This is a genomic window from Candidatus Solirubrobacter pratensis (assembly GCF_000425945.1).
Lineage (GTDB): Bacteria > Actinomycetota > Thermoleophilia > Solirubrobacterales > Solirubrobacteraceae > Solirubrobacter > Solirubrobacter pratensis.
In genome coordinates, this window is record NZ_KE384480.1 from 448,045 (window position 1) to 462,573 (window position 14,529).

The 14,529-nt window shown below is 73.7% G+C and carries 13 protein-coding genes; 12 read left to right on the plus strand and 1 reads right to left on the minus strand.

The window, feature by feature from the left end:
• Positions 1-53: 53 nt before the first annotated feature.
• From H958_RS0126615 to H958_RS46870, 10 genes are all read left to right on the plus strand, one after another.
• Entirely contained in the window at positions 54-749 is a 696-nt protein-coding gene (locus H958_RS0126615; protein WP_028060870.1) for a response regulator transcription factor, read from the plus strand.
• Entirely contained in the window at positions 746-2,140 is a 1,395-nt protein-coding gene (locus H958_RS0126620) for a sensor histidine kinase (RefSeq protein ID WP_028060871.1), read from the plus strand. Before H958_RS0126615 ends, H958_RS0126620 begins: the two co-directional genes overlap by 4 nt.
• A gap of 79 nt (positions 2,141-2,219) precedes the next feature.
• Complete coding sequence (locus tag H958_RS40620; RefSeq protein WP_051324857.1) at positions 2,220-3,383, plus strand: bifunctional glycosyltransferase family 2/GtrA family protein; 1,164 nt, start codon at positions 2,220-2,222, stop codon at positions 3,381-3,383.
• Between the two features lie 5 nt (positions 3,384-3,388).
• Complete coding sequence (locus tag H958_RS40625) at positions 3,389-5,419, plus strand: ArnT family glycosyltransferase (protein WP_051324858.1); 2,031 nt, start codon at positions 3,389-3,391, stop codon at positions 5,417-5,419.
• A gap of 349 nt (positions 5,420-5,768) precedes the next feature.
• A complete protein-coding gene (locus H958_RS0126640) occupies positions 5,769-6,365 on the plus strand; it encodes a sulfite oxidase-like oxidoreductase (RefSeq protein WP_028060872.1) in 597 nt (198 codons plus the stop codon).
• A complete protein-coding gene (locus tag H958_RS0126645) occupies positions 6,352-7,068 on the plus strand; it encodes a ferredoxin reductase (RefSeq protein ID WP_028060873.1) in 717 nt (238 codons plus the stop codon). The genes H958_RS0126640 and H958_RS0126645 overlap by 14 nt, the downstream gene beginning before the upstream one ends.
• Positions 7,069-7,072: 4 nt before the next feature.
• Positions 7,073-7,327: a DUF6510 family protein gene (locus tag H958_RS0126650; RefSeq protein WP_028060874.1), complete on the plus strand. Its 255-nt coding sequence runs from the start codon at positions 7,073-7,075 to the stop codon at positions 7,325-7,327.
• Positions 7,320-7,514: a hypothetical protein gene (locus tag H958_RS0126655; protein ID WP_028060875.1), complete on the plus strand. Its 195-nt coding sequence runs from the start codon at positions 7,320-7,322 to the stop codon at positions 7,512-7,514. The genes H958_RS0126650 and H958_RS0126655 overlap by 8 nt, the downstream gene beginning before the upstream one ends.
• 370 nt (positions 7,515-7,884) lie before the next feature.
• Entirely contained in the window at positions 7,885-11,442 is a 3,558-nt protein-coding gene (locus H958_RS47885; RefSeq protein ID WP_051324859.1) for a M12 family metallo-peptidase, read from the plus strand.
• An 83-nt stretch (positions 11,443-11,525) separates the two neighbouring features.
• Entirely contained in the window at positions 11,526-11,903 is a 378-nt protein-coding gene (locus H958_RS46870; RefSeq protein WP_028060876.1) for a DUF2203 domain-containing protein, read from the plus strand.
• 10 nt (positions 11,904-11,913) lie between these two features.
• On the opposite strand, the gene H958_RS0126670 is transcribed toward H958_RS46870, so the two are convergent.
• Positions 11,914-12,663: a class I SAM-dependent methyltransferase gene (locus H958_RS0126670; RefSeq protein ID WP_028060877.1), complete on the minus strand. Its 750-nt coding sequence runs from the start codon at positions 12,661-12,663 to the stop codon at positions 11,914-11,916.
• A gap of 80 nt (positions 12,664-12,743) precedes the next feature.
• Between H958_RS0126670 and H958_RS0126675 the strand changes: the two genes are divergently transcribed.
• Together H958_RS0126675 and H958_RS0126680 are read left to right on the plus strand one after the other, a co-directional pair.
• Positions 12,744-13,370, plus strand: a complete 627-nt coding sequence (locus tag H958_RS0126675) for a Clp protease N-terminal domain-containing protein (protein WP_028060878.1) — start codon at positions 12,744-12,746, stop codon at positions 13,368-13,370.
• A gap of 28 nt (positions 13,371-13,398) precedes the next feature.
• Positions 13,399-14,508: a mandelate racemase/muconate lactonizing enzyme family protein gene (locus H958_RS0126680; protein ID WP_028060879.1), complete on the plus strand. Its 1,110-nt coding sequence runs from the start codon at positions 13,399-13,401 to the stop codon at positions 14,506-14,508.
• Positions 14,509-14,529 lie beyond the last annotated feature (21 nt).

A 14,529-nucleotide genomic window follows, 5' to 3' on the forward strand; every position in this document is an offset into this window, starting at 1 on the left:
GTCACCAGGAGGCTCCCAGGAAACTCCCAGGCTCCGAGCCGATACTCGCCGCGATGAGTGCCGAACCCAACCGCGTCCTCGTGGTCGACGACGAAGCCAACATCGTCGACGTCATCACGATGGCCCTGCGCTTCCAGGGCTTCGCGGTCGAGTCGGCGCACACCGGCGCCGACGCGCTCGCCTCGGTCGCCTCGTTCCGCCCGCACCTGATGGTCCTCGACGTGATGCTGCCCGACATGGAGGGCTTCGAGGTCGCCAAGCGGCTCGGCGCCGAGCGCGCCGGCGTCCCGATCATCTTCCTCACCGCCCGCGACGCGACCGAGGACAAGATCCGCGGCCTGACGACGGGCGGCGACGACTACGTCACCAAGCCGTTCAGCCTCGAGGAGCTCGTGGCGCGCATCCGCACCGTGCTGCGCCGGACGGGCCAGGCGGAGGCGGACTCGAGCCGGCTCGTGTTCGAGGACCTCGAGCTCGACGACGACACCCACGAGGTCACGCGCGCGGGCGAGCCGGTCGAGCTGACCGCGACCGAGTACCGGCTGCTGCGCTACTTCATGCTCAACCCGCGCCGCGTGCTCAGCCGCCCGCAGCTGCTCGACCACGTGTGGGACTACGACTTCGGCGGCGACGCGCGCGTGCTCGAGACCTACGTCAGCTACCTGCGCAAGAAGCTCGACGTCCACGGACCGTCGCTGATCCACACCGTGCGCGGAGTCGGCTACACGCTCAGGCCCCCGCGCGCATGATCGTCTCCCTGCGCGGGCGGCTGGTCGCCGGCGTCCTCGCGCTCGCCGCCGCCGGGCTGATCGTGCTGGCCGCGGTCACGTATGCCGAGCAGCGCTCGTTCCTGCTCGAGGGCGTCGACCGCCAGGTGCGCAGCGCGCAGGCCGTCGTCGACAACGTGCTCGAGGGCAAGCCGTTCGACCCGCACGGCGGGTTCGGGCACGACGGCGCGCGACGCGGGCCGCCCCCCGGCGAGGGCCCCGCGCCCGGCACCTACGTACAGCGGCGCCCGCGCGCGGGGCCGTGGGAAGGCCGATTCGTCGGCTACGACGCCGGCGGCACGCCGCCGGACCTGCCGTCCTCGCTGCCGTTGGATCGCATCGTCACCGTGAGCGCCGGCGGCACGAGCTACCGCGTGCTCGCGCACCTCGACCCGCAGGGCGACACGAACGTGGTGGCCGTCCCGCTGCACTCGACGAACCAGACGCTCAACCGGCTGCTGCTCGTCGAGGGGCTCGTGATCGCCGGCGTGCTGCTCCTGCTCGGCCTGTTCGCGTGGATCGTCGTGCGCGTCGGCCTGCTGCCGCTGGACCGCATGGGCCACACGGCGGCGGCGATCGCCGGCGGCGACCTCTCCCACCGCGTCGAGACGACCGACCCGCGCAGCGAGGTCGGGCGGCTCGGCATGTCGCTGAACGCGATGCTCGACCGGCTCGAGGAGGCGTTCGAGGAGCGCGAGGCCTCGCAGGAGCGGCTGCGGGCGTTCATCGCCGACGCGTCGCACGAGCTGCGTACGCCGCTGGCCTCGATCCGCGGCTACGCCGAGCTCTACCGGATGGGCGCGGCGCGCTCCGAGCAGGACGTGCGCAAGGCGATGCGGCGGATCGAGAACGAGGGCGCGCGCATGGGCGTGCTCGTCGAGGACCTGCTGACGCTCGCGCGCCTCGACGAGCTGCGCGAGGCGCCGCACGCGCCGGTCGACATGGCCAAGCTCGCGCGCGACGCGGTCGACGACGCGCGCGCGACGGCGCCGGACCGCGACATCGCGCTGCACGTCGAGCGTCCCGCCGAGGTGCTCGGCGACGCCGACCAGCTCCGTCAGGTGCTCGCGAACCTGCTCCGCAACGCGCTCGTGCACACGCCGCCGGGAACGCCGGTCGAGGTGTCGGTCGTCCCCGGCGTGCGGATCGAGGTGCGCGACCACGGCCCGGGCCTGCCCACGGACGACTCCGACGCGCTGTTCGAGCGCTTCTGGCGCGCCGAGGGCGGCCGCGAGCGCGGCAAGGGCGGCGCCGGGCTCGGGCTCGCCATCGTCGCCGGGATCGTCTCCGCGCACGGCGGCTTCGTCAGCGCGTCGAACGCTCCCGGCGGCGGGGCGTCGTTCGTGGTCGAGCTGCCTCAGTCGGGCCGATAGCCCACCGCGCCGGACGCTGCCCAGGAACCTCTCAGGCACGCCCCAGCCCGCTCCGAGCGCCGGACCCGATGCTGGGGCCATGCAAGAGCTTGCCCCGTCTCCGAGCCCCGCTCGCCGCGCGGTCGCGGTGCGGGATGTCGACATCGTCGTCCCGGTCTACAACGAACAGGACGGGCTCGAGCGGAGCATCCGGCGCCTGCACCGCTTCCTGCGCGAATCGTTCCCGTTCAGCTGGCGCATCGTCATCGCCGACAACGCCAGCACCGACGCGACGCCCGCGATCGCCCGCGCGCTCGCCGCAGACCTCCCCGGCGTCGAGCACCTGCGCCTGGAGCGCAAGGGCCGCGGGCGCGCGCTGCGCGCCGCGTGGTCGGCGAGCGAGGCGCGCGTCGTCGCCTACATGGACGTCGACCTCTCGACCGACCTGCGCGCGCTGCTGCCGCTCGTCGCGCCGCTGCTCTCGTGCCACAGCGACCTGGCGATCGGGTCGCGGCTGGCGCACGGGGCCCGCGTCGTGCGCGGGCCCAAGCGCGAGCTGATCTCGCGCGCCTACAACCGCATCCTGCACGCGGTGCTGCGCGCCCGCTTCTCCGACGCGCAGTGCGGCTTCAAGGCCGTCCGGCGGGAGGCGCTCGGCGGGCTGCTCGCCGACGTCCGCGACGAGGGCTGGTTCTTCGACACCGAGCTGCTCGTGCTCGCCCAGCGGCGCGGGCTGCGGATCCACGAGGTGCCCGTCGACTGGATCGACGACCCCGACTCGCGCGTGGACATCGTCTCGACCGCGCTGGCCGACCTGCGCGGCGTCGGGCGCCTGCTGATCGCCGGGCCGGTCGCGCGCTTCATGGGCATCGGCGTGCTCTCGACGCTGGCCTACGCCGTGCTCTTCCTCGCGCTTCGCGGGGCGTTCGGCGCAGGCGGCGCGAACGCCGTCGCCTTGGCGGTGACGGCCGTGGGGAACACGGCGGCGAACCGGGCGCTGACCTTCGGCGTGCGCGGGCGCGAGGGCCTCGTCGGCGATCACGTCCGCGGGGCGCTCGTGTTCGTCCTGACGCTGGCGCTCACCACCGGCGCGCTCGCCGTGCTGCGCGGGCTGTGGGGGTCGGCGCCGGCCGCGATCGAGCTGGCCGTGCTCGTGGCGGCCTCGATCACCGCGACCGTCACCCGCTACATCGCGTTGCGCACCTGGGTCTTCACCCGCGCGCACCGCGTCCATCACATCGATCGCCCCGTCATGGAGCGCTGACGCATATGTCGACCATCGCCTTGTCGCGGCCGCGCGCCGCCTCCCTTCGCCTGCGCCTGAATCCGTGGCTGCTCGGGGTGCTCGTCCTGGCCGGGGTGCTGTGCCTCTGGAACCTGACGATCAACGGGTACTCGAACGAGTACTACGCGGCGGCGGCGCGCGCCGGGTCGGAGAGCTGGAAGGCGTGGTTCTTCGGCGCGCTCGACCCCGGCTCGTTCATCACCGTCGACAAGCCGCCGCTCTCGCTGTGGCTGATGGGGCTCTCGGCGCGCGTGCTCGGGTTCTCGAGCTTCGCGATCCTGCTCCCTCAGGCGCTGTGCACCGTCGCCTCGGTGGGCCTGCTCTACGCGACCGTCCGCCGCGTGCTCGGCGAGGCCGCGGGCGTGGCTGCCGCCGTCGCGCTGGCGCTGACGCCGGTGACCGTCGCGATCGGGCGCGTGAACAACCCCGACGCGCTGCTCGTGTTGCTGTTGGTGCTGTCGGCGTATCTGCTGGTGCGGGCGCTCGAGTCGGGGCGGACGCGCTGGCTGGCCTGGTGCGGCGCGGTCGTCGGTCTCGCCTTCGTGACCAAGATGCTGCAGGGCTGGATGGTCGTGCCGGCGCTGGCCGTCACGTACCTGGTCGCCGGGCGTCCCGTGCTCTCGGTCCGCATGCGGCAGCTCGCCGTGGGCGGGCTCGCGATGGTCGCCGTGAGCGTGGCCTGGCCGGTCGCCGTGTCGCTGTGGCCCGGGGCGAAGCCCTACATCGGCGGCAGCACCGACGGCTCGGTCTGGAACCTCATCCTCGGCTACAACGGCTTCGGGCGCTTGACGGGATCCGAGGGCGGCATGGGCGGCGGCGGCGCGACCTTCGGCGGCGCCGCGGGGCTGTGGCGGATGTTCGACGCGCAGGTCGGCGGCCAGGTCGCATGGCTGCTCCCGCCGGCGTTCGTCTCGCTCTGCGCGGGACTGTGGGTCACCTGGCGCGCGCCGCGCACGTCGCGCCGGCGCGCCCTGTGGATCCTGTTCGGCGTCTGGGCGCTCGTGCACGTCGCCGTGTTCAGCTCGCAGAAGGGCATCTTCCACCCGTACTACGTCAGCGCGCTCGCTCCGGCGGTGGCGGCGCTCTCGGGCGCGGGCGTCGTGCTGCTGTGGCGCTGGGCGCGGGAGTCCTGGGCGGCGTGGGCGCTGCTGGCGGCGACCGTCTGCGGCACCGCGTGGCTCGCCGCCTCGCTGCTGTCGCGCACGCCGGACTTCGCGGGCTGGCTGCGCGTGGCGATCCCGGTCGCCGCGGTGCTCGCCGTGGCCGCGTCGCTCGCGCTGCGGGTGCGGGCGCCGCGCGCGGTCCTGGCCGTCGCCGCCGTCGCGGGGGCGTTCGCGCTCGCCGCGGGCCCGGCGTCCTACAGCATCGCGAGCCTCTCGCGCTCGCTGAACGGCGACAACGTCACGGCGGGGCCGGCGAGCGCGTCGAGGGGCGGCTTCGGCGGCAGGATGGGCGGCGGGCCTCCGCCAGGCGGCGTGATGCGGGGCGGCCGCGACAGCCAGGTCAGCGCCTCGCTGATCTCCTACCTCGTCGAGCACCAGGGGAGCGCGAAGTACCTCGTCGCGGCGACCAGCTCGCACACGACGGCGCCGATCATCATCCAGACCGGCAAGGCGGTCGTGACGATCGGCGGCTTCAGCGGGGGCGACAACGCGCCGACCCTCGCCCAGCTGAAGGCCATGATCGCCGAGGGCGAGCTGAAGTACGTGCTCGTCTCCGGCACCGGCGGCGGCCCGGACCGGGGGGGGCTCGGCCATCACGAGCTGGGTGACGTCGCACGGCAAGCAGGTCTCGGGCCAGCCCGGCCTCTACGCGGTCAGCGCGTGAGCACCGTCCGAGGGGCTGACGGACACGCCCGGTCACCGGCACGGTCGCTTCGCGCGCGAGCGACCCACCCCCTCGCCATGCCCCCAGAACGATCGCGCGGCCACGCGCAGCGCGGTCCGCCGACCTCCGAGGAGCGGCGCGCGGAGATCGCGCAGACGCGTGGAAGGATCGGCGAACTGCGCTGGTAAGGAGCGCGAGTCCATCTGGCTCGCCGGGCTGACGGACACGCTCGATCACCGGGGCGGCCGGTTCGCGCGCGAGCGATCATCGCCGCGCACGCGCCAAGGGGGTGCCCTACGAACCTTCGAACTATTCGAAGGTCCGTCGCACACCCCCGCCAGGCCCGCGACAACGATCACGCGCGCAGGTCTCCACCGCGCACCGCCTGTTGCGCACGTTGCGCATCGCACCGCGACGGTGGATCTGCTGCGCACCCAGTTCGGCGGCTTTGCCCGCGTCGACGGCGAGCCGGGCGAGGGCATCCGCGCGCTCGCCCGCGCGGCCGCCAGGCAGTCGATCGGCTAGGTTGCCCATGACATGACACGCGGCTTCTTCCGGCGTCACGCCGAGCCTGCCGACGAGGGTCGTCTCCCTCCCGGGCAGTATCTGGAGCGCGGGTTCCCGGTGCTCTCCGCCGGGCCCACGCCGCGGGTCCCGACCGAGCGCTGGGACTTCGCGGTCTACGGAGCGGTCGGCGGCGAGCGGCGCTGGACGTGGGACGAGTTCCACGCGCTCCCGCGCGAGAGCATCACCAAGGACATCCATTGCGTCACGTCGTGGACGAAGTTCGACACCGCGTGGGAGGGCGTGAGCGTCGACGCGCTCCTGGACGGGATCCACCCGCAGGGCGGCTTCGCCGTCGCCGAGTGCGACGGCGGCTACACGACCAACCTCGCGCTGGACGACCTCACGGGCGGCAAGGCGTGGGTCGTCGACACCTACGACGGCAAGCCGCTCCCTCCGGAGCACGGCGGCCCCGCGCGCCTGCTCGTCCCGCACCTCTACTTCTGGAAGAGCGCCAAGTGGGTGCGCCGGATCCGCATCACCGAGCACGACGAGCCCGGCTTCTGGGAGACGCTCGGGTATCACGACCGCGGGGACCCGTGGCGCGAGCAGCGGTATGCCGGCGACTGAGTGGCGCGAGGCGCGGATCGCGGAGGTCGTGCGTGAGACGCGCGACGCCGCGACGCTGGTGCTCGACGTCGACGGCTGGGGCGGCCACCGCGCCGGTCAGCACGTCGACGTGCGGCTGACCGCCGACGACGGCTACCAGGCGCAGCGCAGCTACTCGATCGCCTCGGCGCCCGAGGACGGGCTGCGGATCACGGTCGAGCGGCTCGAGGACGGCGAGGTGTCGCCGTGGTTCGTCGACATCGCGCACAAGGGCGACCGGTTCGACGTGCGCGGGCCGTTCGGCGGCTGGTTCGTCTGGAGCGCCGAGCAGACCGCGCCGCTGCTGCTGATCGCGGGCGGCTCCGGACTCGTGCCGCTGATGTCGATGCTGCGTCACCGCCGCAACGCGCACAGCCACGTCGAAGCACGCCTGCTCGTGTCCGCCCGCGATCCTGACGACGTCCTCTACGCCAACGAGCTCGCGACGATCGGTGCCGAGCTCGTGTTCACCTACACGCGCCGCGCGCCCGCCGGCTGGTCCGGCTATACGCGGCGCGTCGACCGTGAGATCCTCGCGGACGTGGCCTTCAGCCCCGATCGAGGCGCGCGCACGTACGTCTGCGGTCCGACCGCGTTCGTCGAGTCGGTCGCGAACGACCTCGTCGCGCTGGGCCACGACTCGGCGACCATCCGGACCGAGCGCTTCGGCGCGACGGGAGGCTGAGGACGTGACGCACCTCGACGGCAACGCGGCCGCCGGCCCGCTCGGCGACATCTTCACGCACGAGGTCACCACCGCCGTGGCGACCTGCGCGGCGTGCGGGAACCGCGGCCCGCTCGGCGCGGCGATGCTCTACGGCGAGGCGATGGGGACGATCGTGCGCTGCGCCGCGTGCGAGGCCGTCCTGCTGCGCTTCGCCGAGACGCCGCGCGGCATCCGGCTCGACATGCGCGGCATCGGCGTGCTCGCCTGGCATGCCTGAGCGCGTCCACGGGCCGGCGCCCCCGCTCGCCGAGCCCGGCAGCGCGCCGGCGCCGTCCGGTCCGCTGACGACCGCGGAGCACGTCATCGCGCTCAGCCGGACGGCCGGCAACCAGGCGGTGGTGCGGATCCTCGCGCGCGAGCCCGCGGCGCGGGTCGACGAGGCCTCCAGCTCTCCATCGCGGTGAGCAGCGCCGGCAGCGGGCCGCTGCTGAGGGCGACGGCGCCGCCGCGCGGGCGAGCAAGGCCGAGACGGACGCGGTCTTCCGCTACCTCGCGCCGCCCTCGACGCTCGGGGCGTTCACGTCCGACGCGGCGTGCGTCCGCGCAGCGGCTTAGCGGGGCGGGCGGACTGCGCCGGTGAGGAGGGGTCAGTTTGCCTGCGCGGTTCGCGTGGCCGCGTGATCGATCTGAGCCGGGAGCCCCGCGCCATTGCGTGGACGATCGTACGAGGACTCTGCGGGTCTCGACACGCTCGCGGAACCTTGACCTGAACGCCGCGGGAGTGAAGGATGGGCCCTCGAGGAGCTCAGGGACTGAGCGGACGAGAGGGGTCAGATGCAGGGATCGGTCAAACGTGCCATTTTCGCGCTGGGCGCAGCGGCGGCGATCGCCGTGCTGGCGCCGGCCGGAGCACACGCGCAAGGCGGCGTCTGGAGCCCGGTGGGCTCCCCGCCCGCGACGTCGGCGAGCGGGGCGCCCGCCGAGATCAAGGCGGACGCGGTCCGCGCGTTCAGGCTCGACAAGCCGGAGCTGAAGGCGGATCTCGGAACTGCGCCGAGGAGCGGCCTCAAGTCGCGCTCGGCCGCGGCGAGCTCCAAGACGGTCATCTCGCTCCCGGCGCCTGACGGCGGCTACCAGCGCTTCGCCGTCGAGGAGGCGCCGATCATGGAGGCGGGACTCGCGGCCAGGCACCCGGAGATCAAGACCTACGCCGGCGTCGGCCTCGACGACCCGTCCGCCACGGTGCGGGCGGACACGACGCCGCTCGGCTTCCACGCCTCGGTGCGCTCGCCGGACGGCGCGTGGTACGTCGACCCGTACTACCACCTCGACGACAGCGTCTACGTCAGCTACTACGGGCGCGACCTCGAGAACGCGCACGGCGAGTTCGCCGAGCGCGGGCCCGAAGGCGAGACCGACCCGCTCGACATCGGCGCCAAGGCGCTCGCCGGCCCGGCGATCCAGCTGCGCACGTATCGCCTCGCGCTCGTGACCGACCCGTCCTACGCCACGTACTTCGGCGGCCCCGCCAACGTCACCGCGGCCAAGGTCACGCTGATGAACCGCGTCGACCAGGTCTACGAGGACGAGACGGCGATCCGGCTGGTGCTGATCGACGGCACCGACAAGCTGAACCTCGACACGCCGGCGCTGGCCACCGACGCGAACGGCCCGTGCGGCTCGGCCGCGTGCTACACGACGTCGCAGCTCTCCACCTGCGGCAGCGGCCTGCTCTCCCGCAACCGCATCGTGATCGGCCAGATCATCGGGGCCAGCAACTACGACATCGGGCACATCGCGCTCGGCAAGTCCGGCGGCGGCGTCGCCAGCCTCGGCGTGGTCGGCGGCCTCAACAAGGCGCAGGGCTGCACCGGCGTGCCGACGCCGGTCGGGGACTACTACGCCGTCGACTACGTGGCGCACGAGATGGGCCACCAGTTCGCCGGCAACCACACCTTCAACGGCACGCAGAGCAACTGCTCCGGCGGCAACCGCAGCGCGGCGACGTCGGTCGAGCCGGGCTCGGGCTCCTCGATCATGGCGTACGCCGGCATCTGCCAGCAGGACAACCTCCAGCCGCACAGCGATCCCTACTGGTCGCAGCGCAGCTTCGACGAGATCACGGCGTACACGTCCTCGTCACGCCCGAACATCAACGAGACCCAGACGATCTCGCTGCGCGACTTCGACGGCAGCGACTCGCTGACGCTCAAGTCGGGCCAGCTGACGGCAGGTCCGTTCGTGCGCGGCGCGAACTACACCGCGCTGGACATCCAAGGAACGGTGCAGGGCAGCGAGATCCAGAACGTCGCCCTCACCGGCTACGACGCCAACGGCGACGCCTACACGCTCAGCTACAAGGGCGCCGCGACCGCGCCGATCGTGCGAGGCCAGAACGACACCGCGGCGGGCATCCAGAACGCGCTGCAGGGCGGCAACGAGCAGCAGCAGGTGACGCTCGGCTCGTTCAACGGGACCTCGCAGTCGTTCCGGATCTCGCTCGGCGGCAACACCTCGACCGTGCTCGGCGCCGGCGGCGCGGCGGTCTCCAACGCCAACGTCGCGGCCGCGATCAACGCGATCCCCGGCTTCGCCGGAGGCGCGGCGGTGGCGAACGCCGGCAACGGCGGCTTCACCGTGACGTTCGCCGGCGCCTCGGCGGCGACCGACGTCCCCGCGCTCGCGATCGTCAACTGCACCGACGCATGCACCTCGGCGGTGCGGGAGCTGGCCAAGGGCGGCACCGGCGTCTCCACGTGGCCGGCCGGAGCGACCGTCACGGCCGGCGCGCCGGCCGACTCCGGCTACCGGCTGCTATTCGCCGGCACGCTGCAGAACAAGGACGTCGACGCCCTGACCGTCGGTGGCGGGACCGGCGGCACCGCGGGCACCGTGGCGGAGAGCCTCAAGGGCGGGGCCGGCATCTTCCCGCCCGGCACGACGGCCTCGGTGGCGCCGTTCGCCGGCGCGGGCTCGGTCTTCGACGAGACCGGGTTCCAGATCACGTTCGGCGGCACGCTCGGCGGCGTCGACCTCCCGCCAGTCACGCTCGCCGTCACCGGCGGCAGCGGCTTCGTCGGCGAGACCGCGCGCGGCGGCGCGATCCAGAACCAGGGCTACTTCCTCACGCCCACCGGCAACCACGCGCCGGACGTGACGGTGCCCGCGGCGCTGACGATCCCGACGCGGACGCCGTTCACCCTGACGGGCAGCGCGACCGATCCCGACGGCGACACGGTCACCTACATGTGGGAGCAGAACGACCGGGGCGCCGCCGCCGGCACGGCGCTGGTCAACAACACCAAGGCCAACGGGCCGCTGTTCCGCCAGTTCGGCAAGTACGCCAACGTCACCGCGGACGGGACGCTGCAGTCGCCGTCGCCGGGCGAGAACGGCGTGGACCGCAACCCGACGCGCGTGTTCCCGGACATGGACCAGATCCTGGCCGACAACACCAACGCCGCCACGGGGCGCTGCCCGGCGGCGCCGCCGGCCCCGACGGCCGTGCCGGTCGCGACCGTCGACTGCTTCTCGGAGTTCCTCCCGACGGCCGACTGGACCGGGTTCCTCAGCGACCGCACGATGACCTTCCGCCTCACGGCCCGCGATGGCCGGCTCGGCGGCGGCGGCATCGGCAGCGCGGAGACCAAGGTGGCGGTCGCGCCGCTCGCCGGGCCGTTCCGCGTCACCTCGCAGTCGATCCCGCAGTCGCTCTACGGGACCTCGCCGCAGACGATCACGTGGGACGTCAACGGCACCGACGTGGCGCCCGTCAACGCGGCGAACGTGAGGATCACGCTGTCGACGGACGGCGGCGCGACGTTCCCGTACGTGCTCGCGGCGTCGACGCCCAACGACGGCTCGGCCGGCGTGATCGTCCCGAATCTGGTGTCCGATCACGCGCGCATCAAGATCGAGGCGGTCGGGAACGTCTTCTTCGACGTCAACCACGCCGACCTGAAGATCGTCGCCCCGCCGACCGTCCCGGTGGGCGGCACGGTTCCCGCGACGCTGACGCTCTCGCTCGGCGCTTCGCAGTCCTTCGGCCCGTTCGCCGCGGGCATCGCGAAGGACTACGACACGACCATCGCGGCCACCGTGGTATCGACGGCCGGCGACGCGGCACTGTCGGTCAGCGACCAGAGCTCGAACGCTCCGGGGCATCTCGTCAACGGCGCGTTCTCGCTGCCGTCGGCACTGCAGGCCAAGGCGAACGCCGGTGCCTACAGCTCCGTCGGCGCCTCGCCGGCGACGCTCTTGACCTACACCGCCCCGATCTCGAACGACAGCGTCGCGATCGGCGTGCGGCAGCACATCGGCGACACCGACGCGCTGCGCACGGGCAGCTACTCGAAGACGCTGACGTTCACGCTGTCGACGACGAGCCCGTAGCGGTCACGGGAGCCTCCGGCCGCCGGAGGCTCCCGCCGCGCCCGCTCCGCGTTCTCGCCGCCCCGTCAGGCAGACTTCGACCGATGCGGCACCGGCGTCATTACTCGCTCGAGGAGGCGAGCGCGCTGCTGCCCTGGGTCGCGGACCGGCTGACGGCGATGCGCGACGCCCATGCGCGGTTGACCGACGAGGAGGCGCGCGAGGCGCTGGCCGGCGGCGCGCCCGGCAACGGCGGCGGCCGGCCCGGGCGCCAGGTGGGCGAGGCGTTCGTCGAGCTCCAGGCGGGGCTCGGGGCGCTCTCCTCGCGCGAGATCATCCTGCGCGACCTCGAGCGCGGGCTGATCGACTTCCCGACCGTCCGCGAGGGGGAGGAGGCCTACCTCTGCTGGGTCGACGACGAGCCCGAGATCGGGTACTGGCACGAGCTCGACGCCGGCTACGCGGGCCGCAAGCCGCTCTAGGCAGCGCTCCCTAGGCCACGCCGCGCGCGGCCCACGCGACGGCGCGTGGCGCGCCGGGCAGCAGCTCGCGGCAGCGTTCGCGCAGCGTGGCGCGAGCGTCCTCGTCCAGCGCGGCGACGTACTCGCCCGCGGGCCCGACGCCGAGCGTGAACGGCTCCCACCACTCCTCGAAGCTCGCCGGCCCGAACGGGACCTCCAGCACCGCCTCCTCGAGCTCTCCGATGCCGGCTTCGCGGAACAGCTCGGCAAGATGCCCCTCATGCGCGCCGGCAAGCTCGGACTCGTCGCGCGCGCCCGGATCGAGCTCGCGCGCCGCGCGCCAGAAGACCGCGATCGGGCTGCGCTCGCCGGCGTGGTCCCACACGCACGCCGCGACCACGCCGCCGGGCCGCGTCACCCGCGCCATCTCGCGCAGCCCGGCGACCGGATCGGCCATGAAGTGCACGACGAGCTGGGCGATCGCCGCGTCGAACTCGCCGTCGCCGAACGGCAGCGCCTCGGCGGCCGCCTGCTCGGCGCGCACGCCCGGGAGCCGCTCGCGCAGCGCGGCGACGAACTTCGCCGACGGCTCGGCCGCCGACACCGCATCGTCGCCGAGCCGTGCGACGAGCTCCGCGGTCAGGGCCCCCGGCCCGCTCCCAACGTCGAGCACCCGCTGTCCCGCGGTCACGCCCGCGAGGTCCGCGAGCTGGGGAGCCAGCACGCGCGAATAGCGCCCCATGAACCGGTCGTACGCATCGCCCGTCACGTTGAAGGCCATGGCGCGACTCTAGTCTCCCGTGCCGGAGATCCGCCGCCAGCAGCCGGATCCACGGCTCGCGACACTAGTCTTCTGCGGCGATGTTCGAGCGCTTCACCGATCAGGCCCGCGACGTGGTCGACGCCGCGCGCGACGAGGCGCGGCTCATGCGCCACGCGCACATCGGCACGGAGCATCTGCTCGTCGGCATCGCGCGCGGCGAGGACGACGCCGCCGCGCTGCTGCACCGCCACGGGCTGACGGGCGAGCGCGCGCGGGCCGAGGTCGTGCGGATGGTCGGCATGGGGGAGGACGGCGAGCGCGGCCAGCTCGCGTTCACGCCGGCGGCGCACGACGCGCTCCACCAGACGATCGAGGAGGCCATGCGCCTCGGGCACGAGCGCGCCGACGCCGCCCATCTGCTGCTCGCGATCCTGCGCCAGCCCGACGCGCTCGCGCGCCGGATACTGCTCGGCGCCGGGGCCGCCCCGCGCGACGTCCGCGCCGAGCTGACCCGCCGCCTGGGCGAGCGGCCGGCCACCGCGCCGCATGAGCCCGCGGGCATCGTCTCGGTCCGCCTCGACGGGGCGGTCGCCGGCGAGCTCGGCAACCCCGGCGTCGACGGCCGGCTGCTGCTCGAGATCCTGCAGCGCCACGGCGCCGTCGCCGCCTGGCTGCGCGAGCGCGGGGTCGACGAGGCGGCCGTCCGGCGCATGCTCGGCGGATAAGCCTGGATTCAGGCTAAGCTCGCGCGCCGTGCGGATCGAGCGCGTCGACGTCTACGGGTACGACCTGCGCTACGCGCACGGCGAGTACGTCATGTCCGGCGGGCGCACGATCGCGTCGCTGCCGAGCACGGTCGTGCGGATCGAGACCGAGGACGGCATCGCCGGTCACGGCGAGACGTGTCCGCTCGGCGCGACCTACCTGCCCGCCTCCGCGGCCGGCGCGCGCGCCGCGCTGGGCGAGCTCGCGCCCGCGCTGCTGGGCGTCGACGCGACCAACCTCGCCGCCGTGCACGACGCGATGGACGGCGCGCTGCGTGGCCACGGCTACGCCAAGTCGGCCGTCGACATCGCATGCTGGGACGTCCTCGGCCGCGCCGCCGGCGTCCCCGTGAGCACGCTGCTCGGCGGCGTGCGCGCGCCGGACTTCCCGCTCTACGTCGCGATCCCGCTCGGTCCGGTGGACGACATGGTCGCGCACGTGCGCGCGCGGCGGGATGAGGGGATCCGCCGCTTCCAGCTCAAGCTCGGGGCCGACCCGCGCGAGGACGCGGCGCGCGTGCGCGCCGTGCTCGAGGCGACCCAGGAGGGCGACGTCGTGATCGCCGACGCCAACGGCGGCTGGCGCCTGCAGGACGCGACGATCGCCGCCCGCGCGCTCGAAGGCCTGGACCGCGTGCTGTTCGAGCAGCCCTGCCCGACACTCGAGGAGTGCCTCGTCGTGCGCGACCGCACGACGCTGCCCATGGTGCTCGACGAGGTGATCACCGACGTCCAGGCGCTGATCCGCGCCTACGGCGCGATGGAGGCCATCAACCTCAAGCTCGGCCGCGTCGGCGGGCTCACCGCGGCACGCCTGATGCGCGACCTCGGCGAGCGGCTCGGGCTGCGCTTCACGATCGAGGACTCGTGGGGCGGCGATCTCACGACCGCGGCCGTCGCCCACCTCGCCGCGAGCACGCATCCCGAGCAGCTGCTGATGGCGTCGTTCATGAACGACTGGACGCTCGACCACGTCGCCGGCTACGAGCCGCGCTCACGCGACGGCCGCGGCGCCGCGCCGACCGGGCCGGGCCTCGGCGTCGAGGTCGACCCCGGCGCGCTCGGCGAGCCGCTGTTCAGCGCTCGCAGAGCGACCTGACGGTCTGCAGCTCGACCGCGA

What these genes read in the sequence shown, in the direction of transcription:
- H958_RS40620 (WP_051324857.1), top strand. Translation starts at nt 2,220, where the DNA reads ATGCAAGAGCTTGCCCCGTCTCCGAGCCCCGCTCGCCGCGCGGTCGCG.
- H958_RS0126620 (WP_028060871.1), top strand. Translation starts at nt 746, where the DNA reads ATGATCGTCTCCCTGCGCGGGCGGCTGGTCGCCGGCGTCCTCGCGCTC.
- H958_RS0126640 (WP_028060872.1), top strand. Translation starts at nt 5,769, where the DNA reads ATGACACGCGGCTTCTTCCGGCGTCACGCCGAGCCTGCCGACGAGGGT.
- H958_RS0126670 (WP_028060877.1), bottom strand. Translation starts at nt 12,663, where the DNA reads ATGGCCTTCAACGTGACGGGCGATGCGTACGACCGGTTCATGGGGCGC.
- H958_RS0126645 (WP_028060873.1), top strand. Translation starts at nt 6,352, where the DNA reads ATGCCGGCGACTGAGTGGCGCGAGGCGCGGATCGCGGAGGTCGTGCGT.
- H958_RS0126655 (WP_028060875.1), top strand. Translation starts at nt 7,320, where the DNA reads ATGCCTGAGCGCGTCCACGGGCCGGCGCCCCCGCTCGCCGAGCCCGGC.
- H958_RS0126615 (WP_028060870.1), top strand. Translation starts at nt 54, where the DNA reads ATGAGTGCCGAACCCAACCGCGTCCTCGTGGTCGACGACGAAGCCAAC.
- H958_RS47885 (WP_051324859.1), top strand. Translation starts at nt 7,885, where the DNA reads ATGCAGGGATCGGTCAAACGTGCCATTTTCGCGCTGGGCGCAGCGGCG.
- H958_RS0126675 (WP_028060878.1), top strand. Translation starts at nt 12,744, where the DNA reads ATGTTCGAGCGCTTCACCGATCAGGCCCGCGACGTGGTCGACGCCGCG.
- H958_RS46870 (WP_028060876.1), top strand. Translation starts at nt 11,526, where the DNA reads ATGCGGCACCGGCGTCATTACTCGCTCGAGGAGGCGAGCGCGCTGCTG.
- H958_RS40625 (WP_051324858.1), top strand. Translation starts at nt 3,389, where the DNA reads ATGTCGACCATCGCCTTGTCGCGGCCGCGCGCCGCCTCCCTTCGCCTG.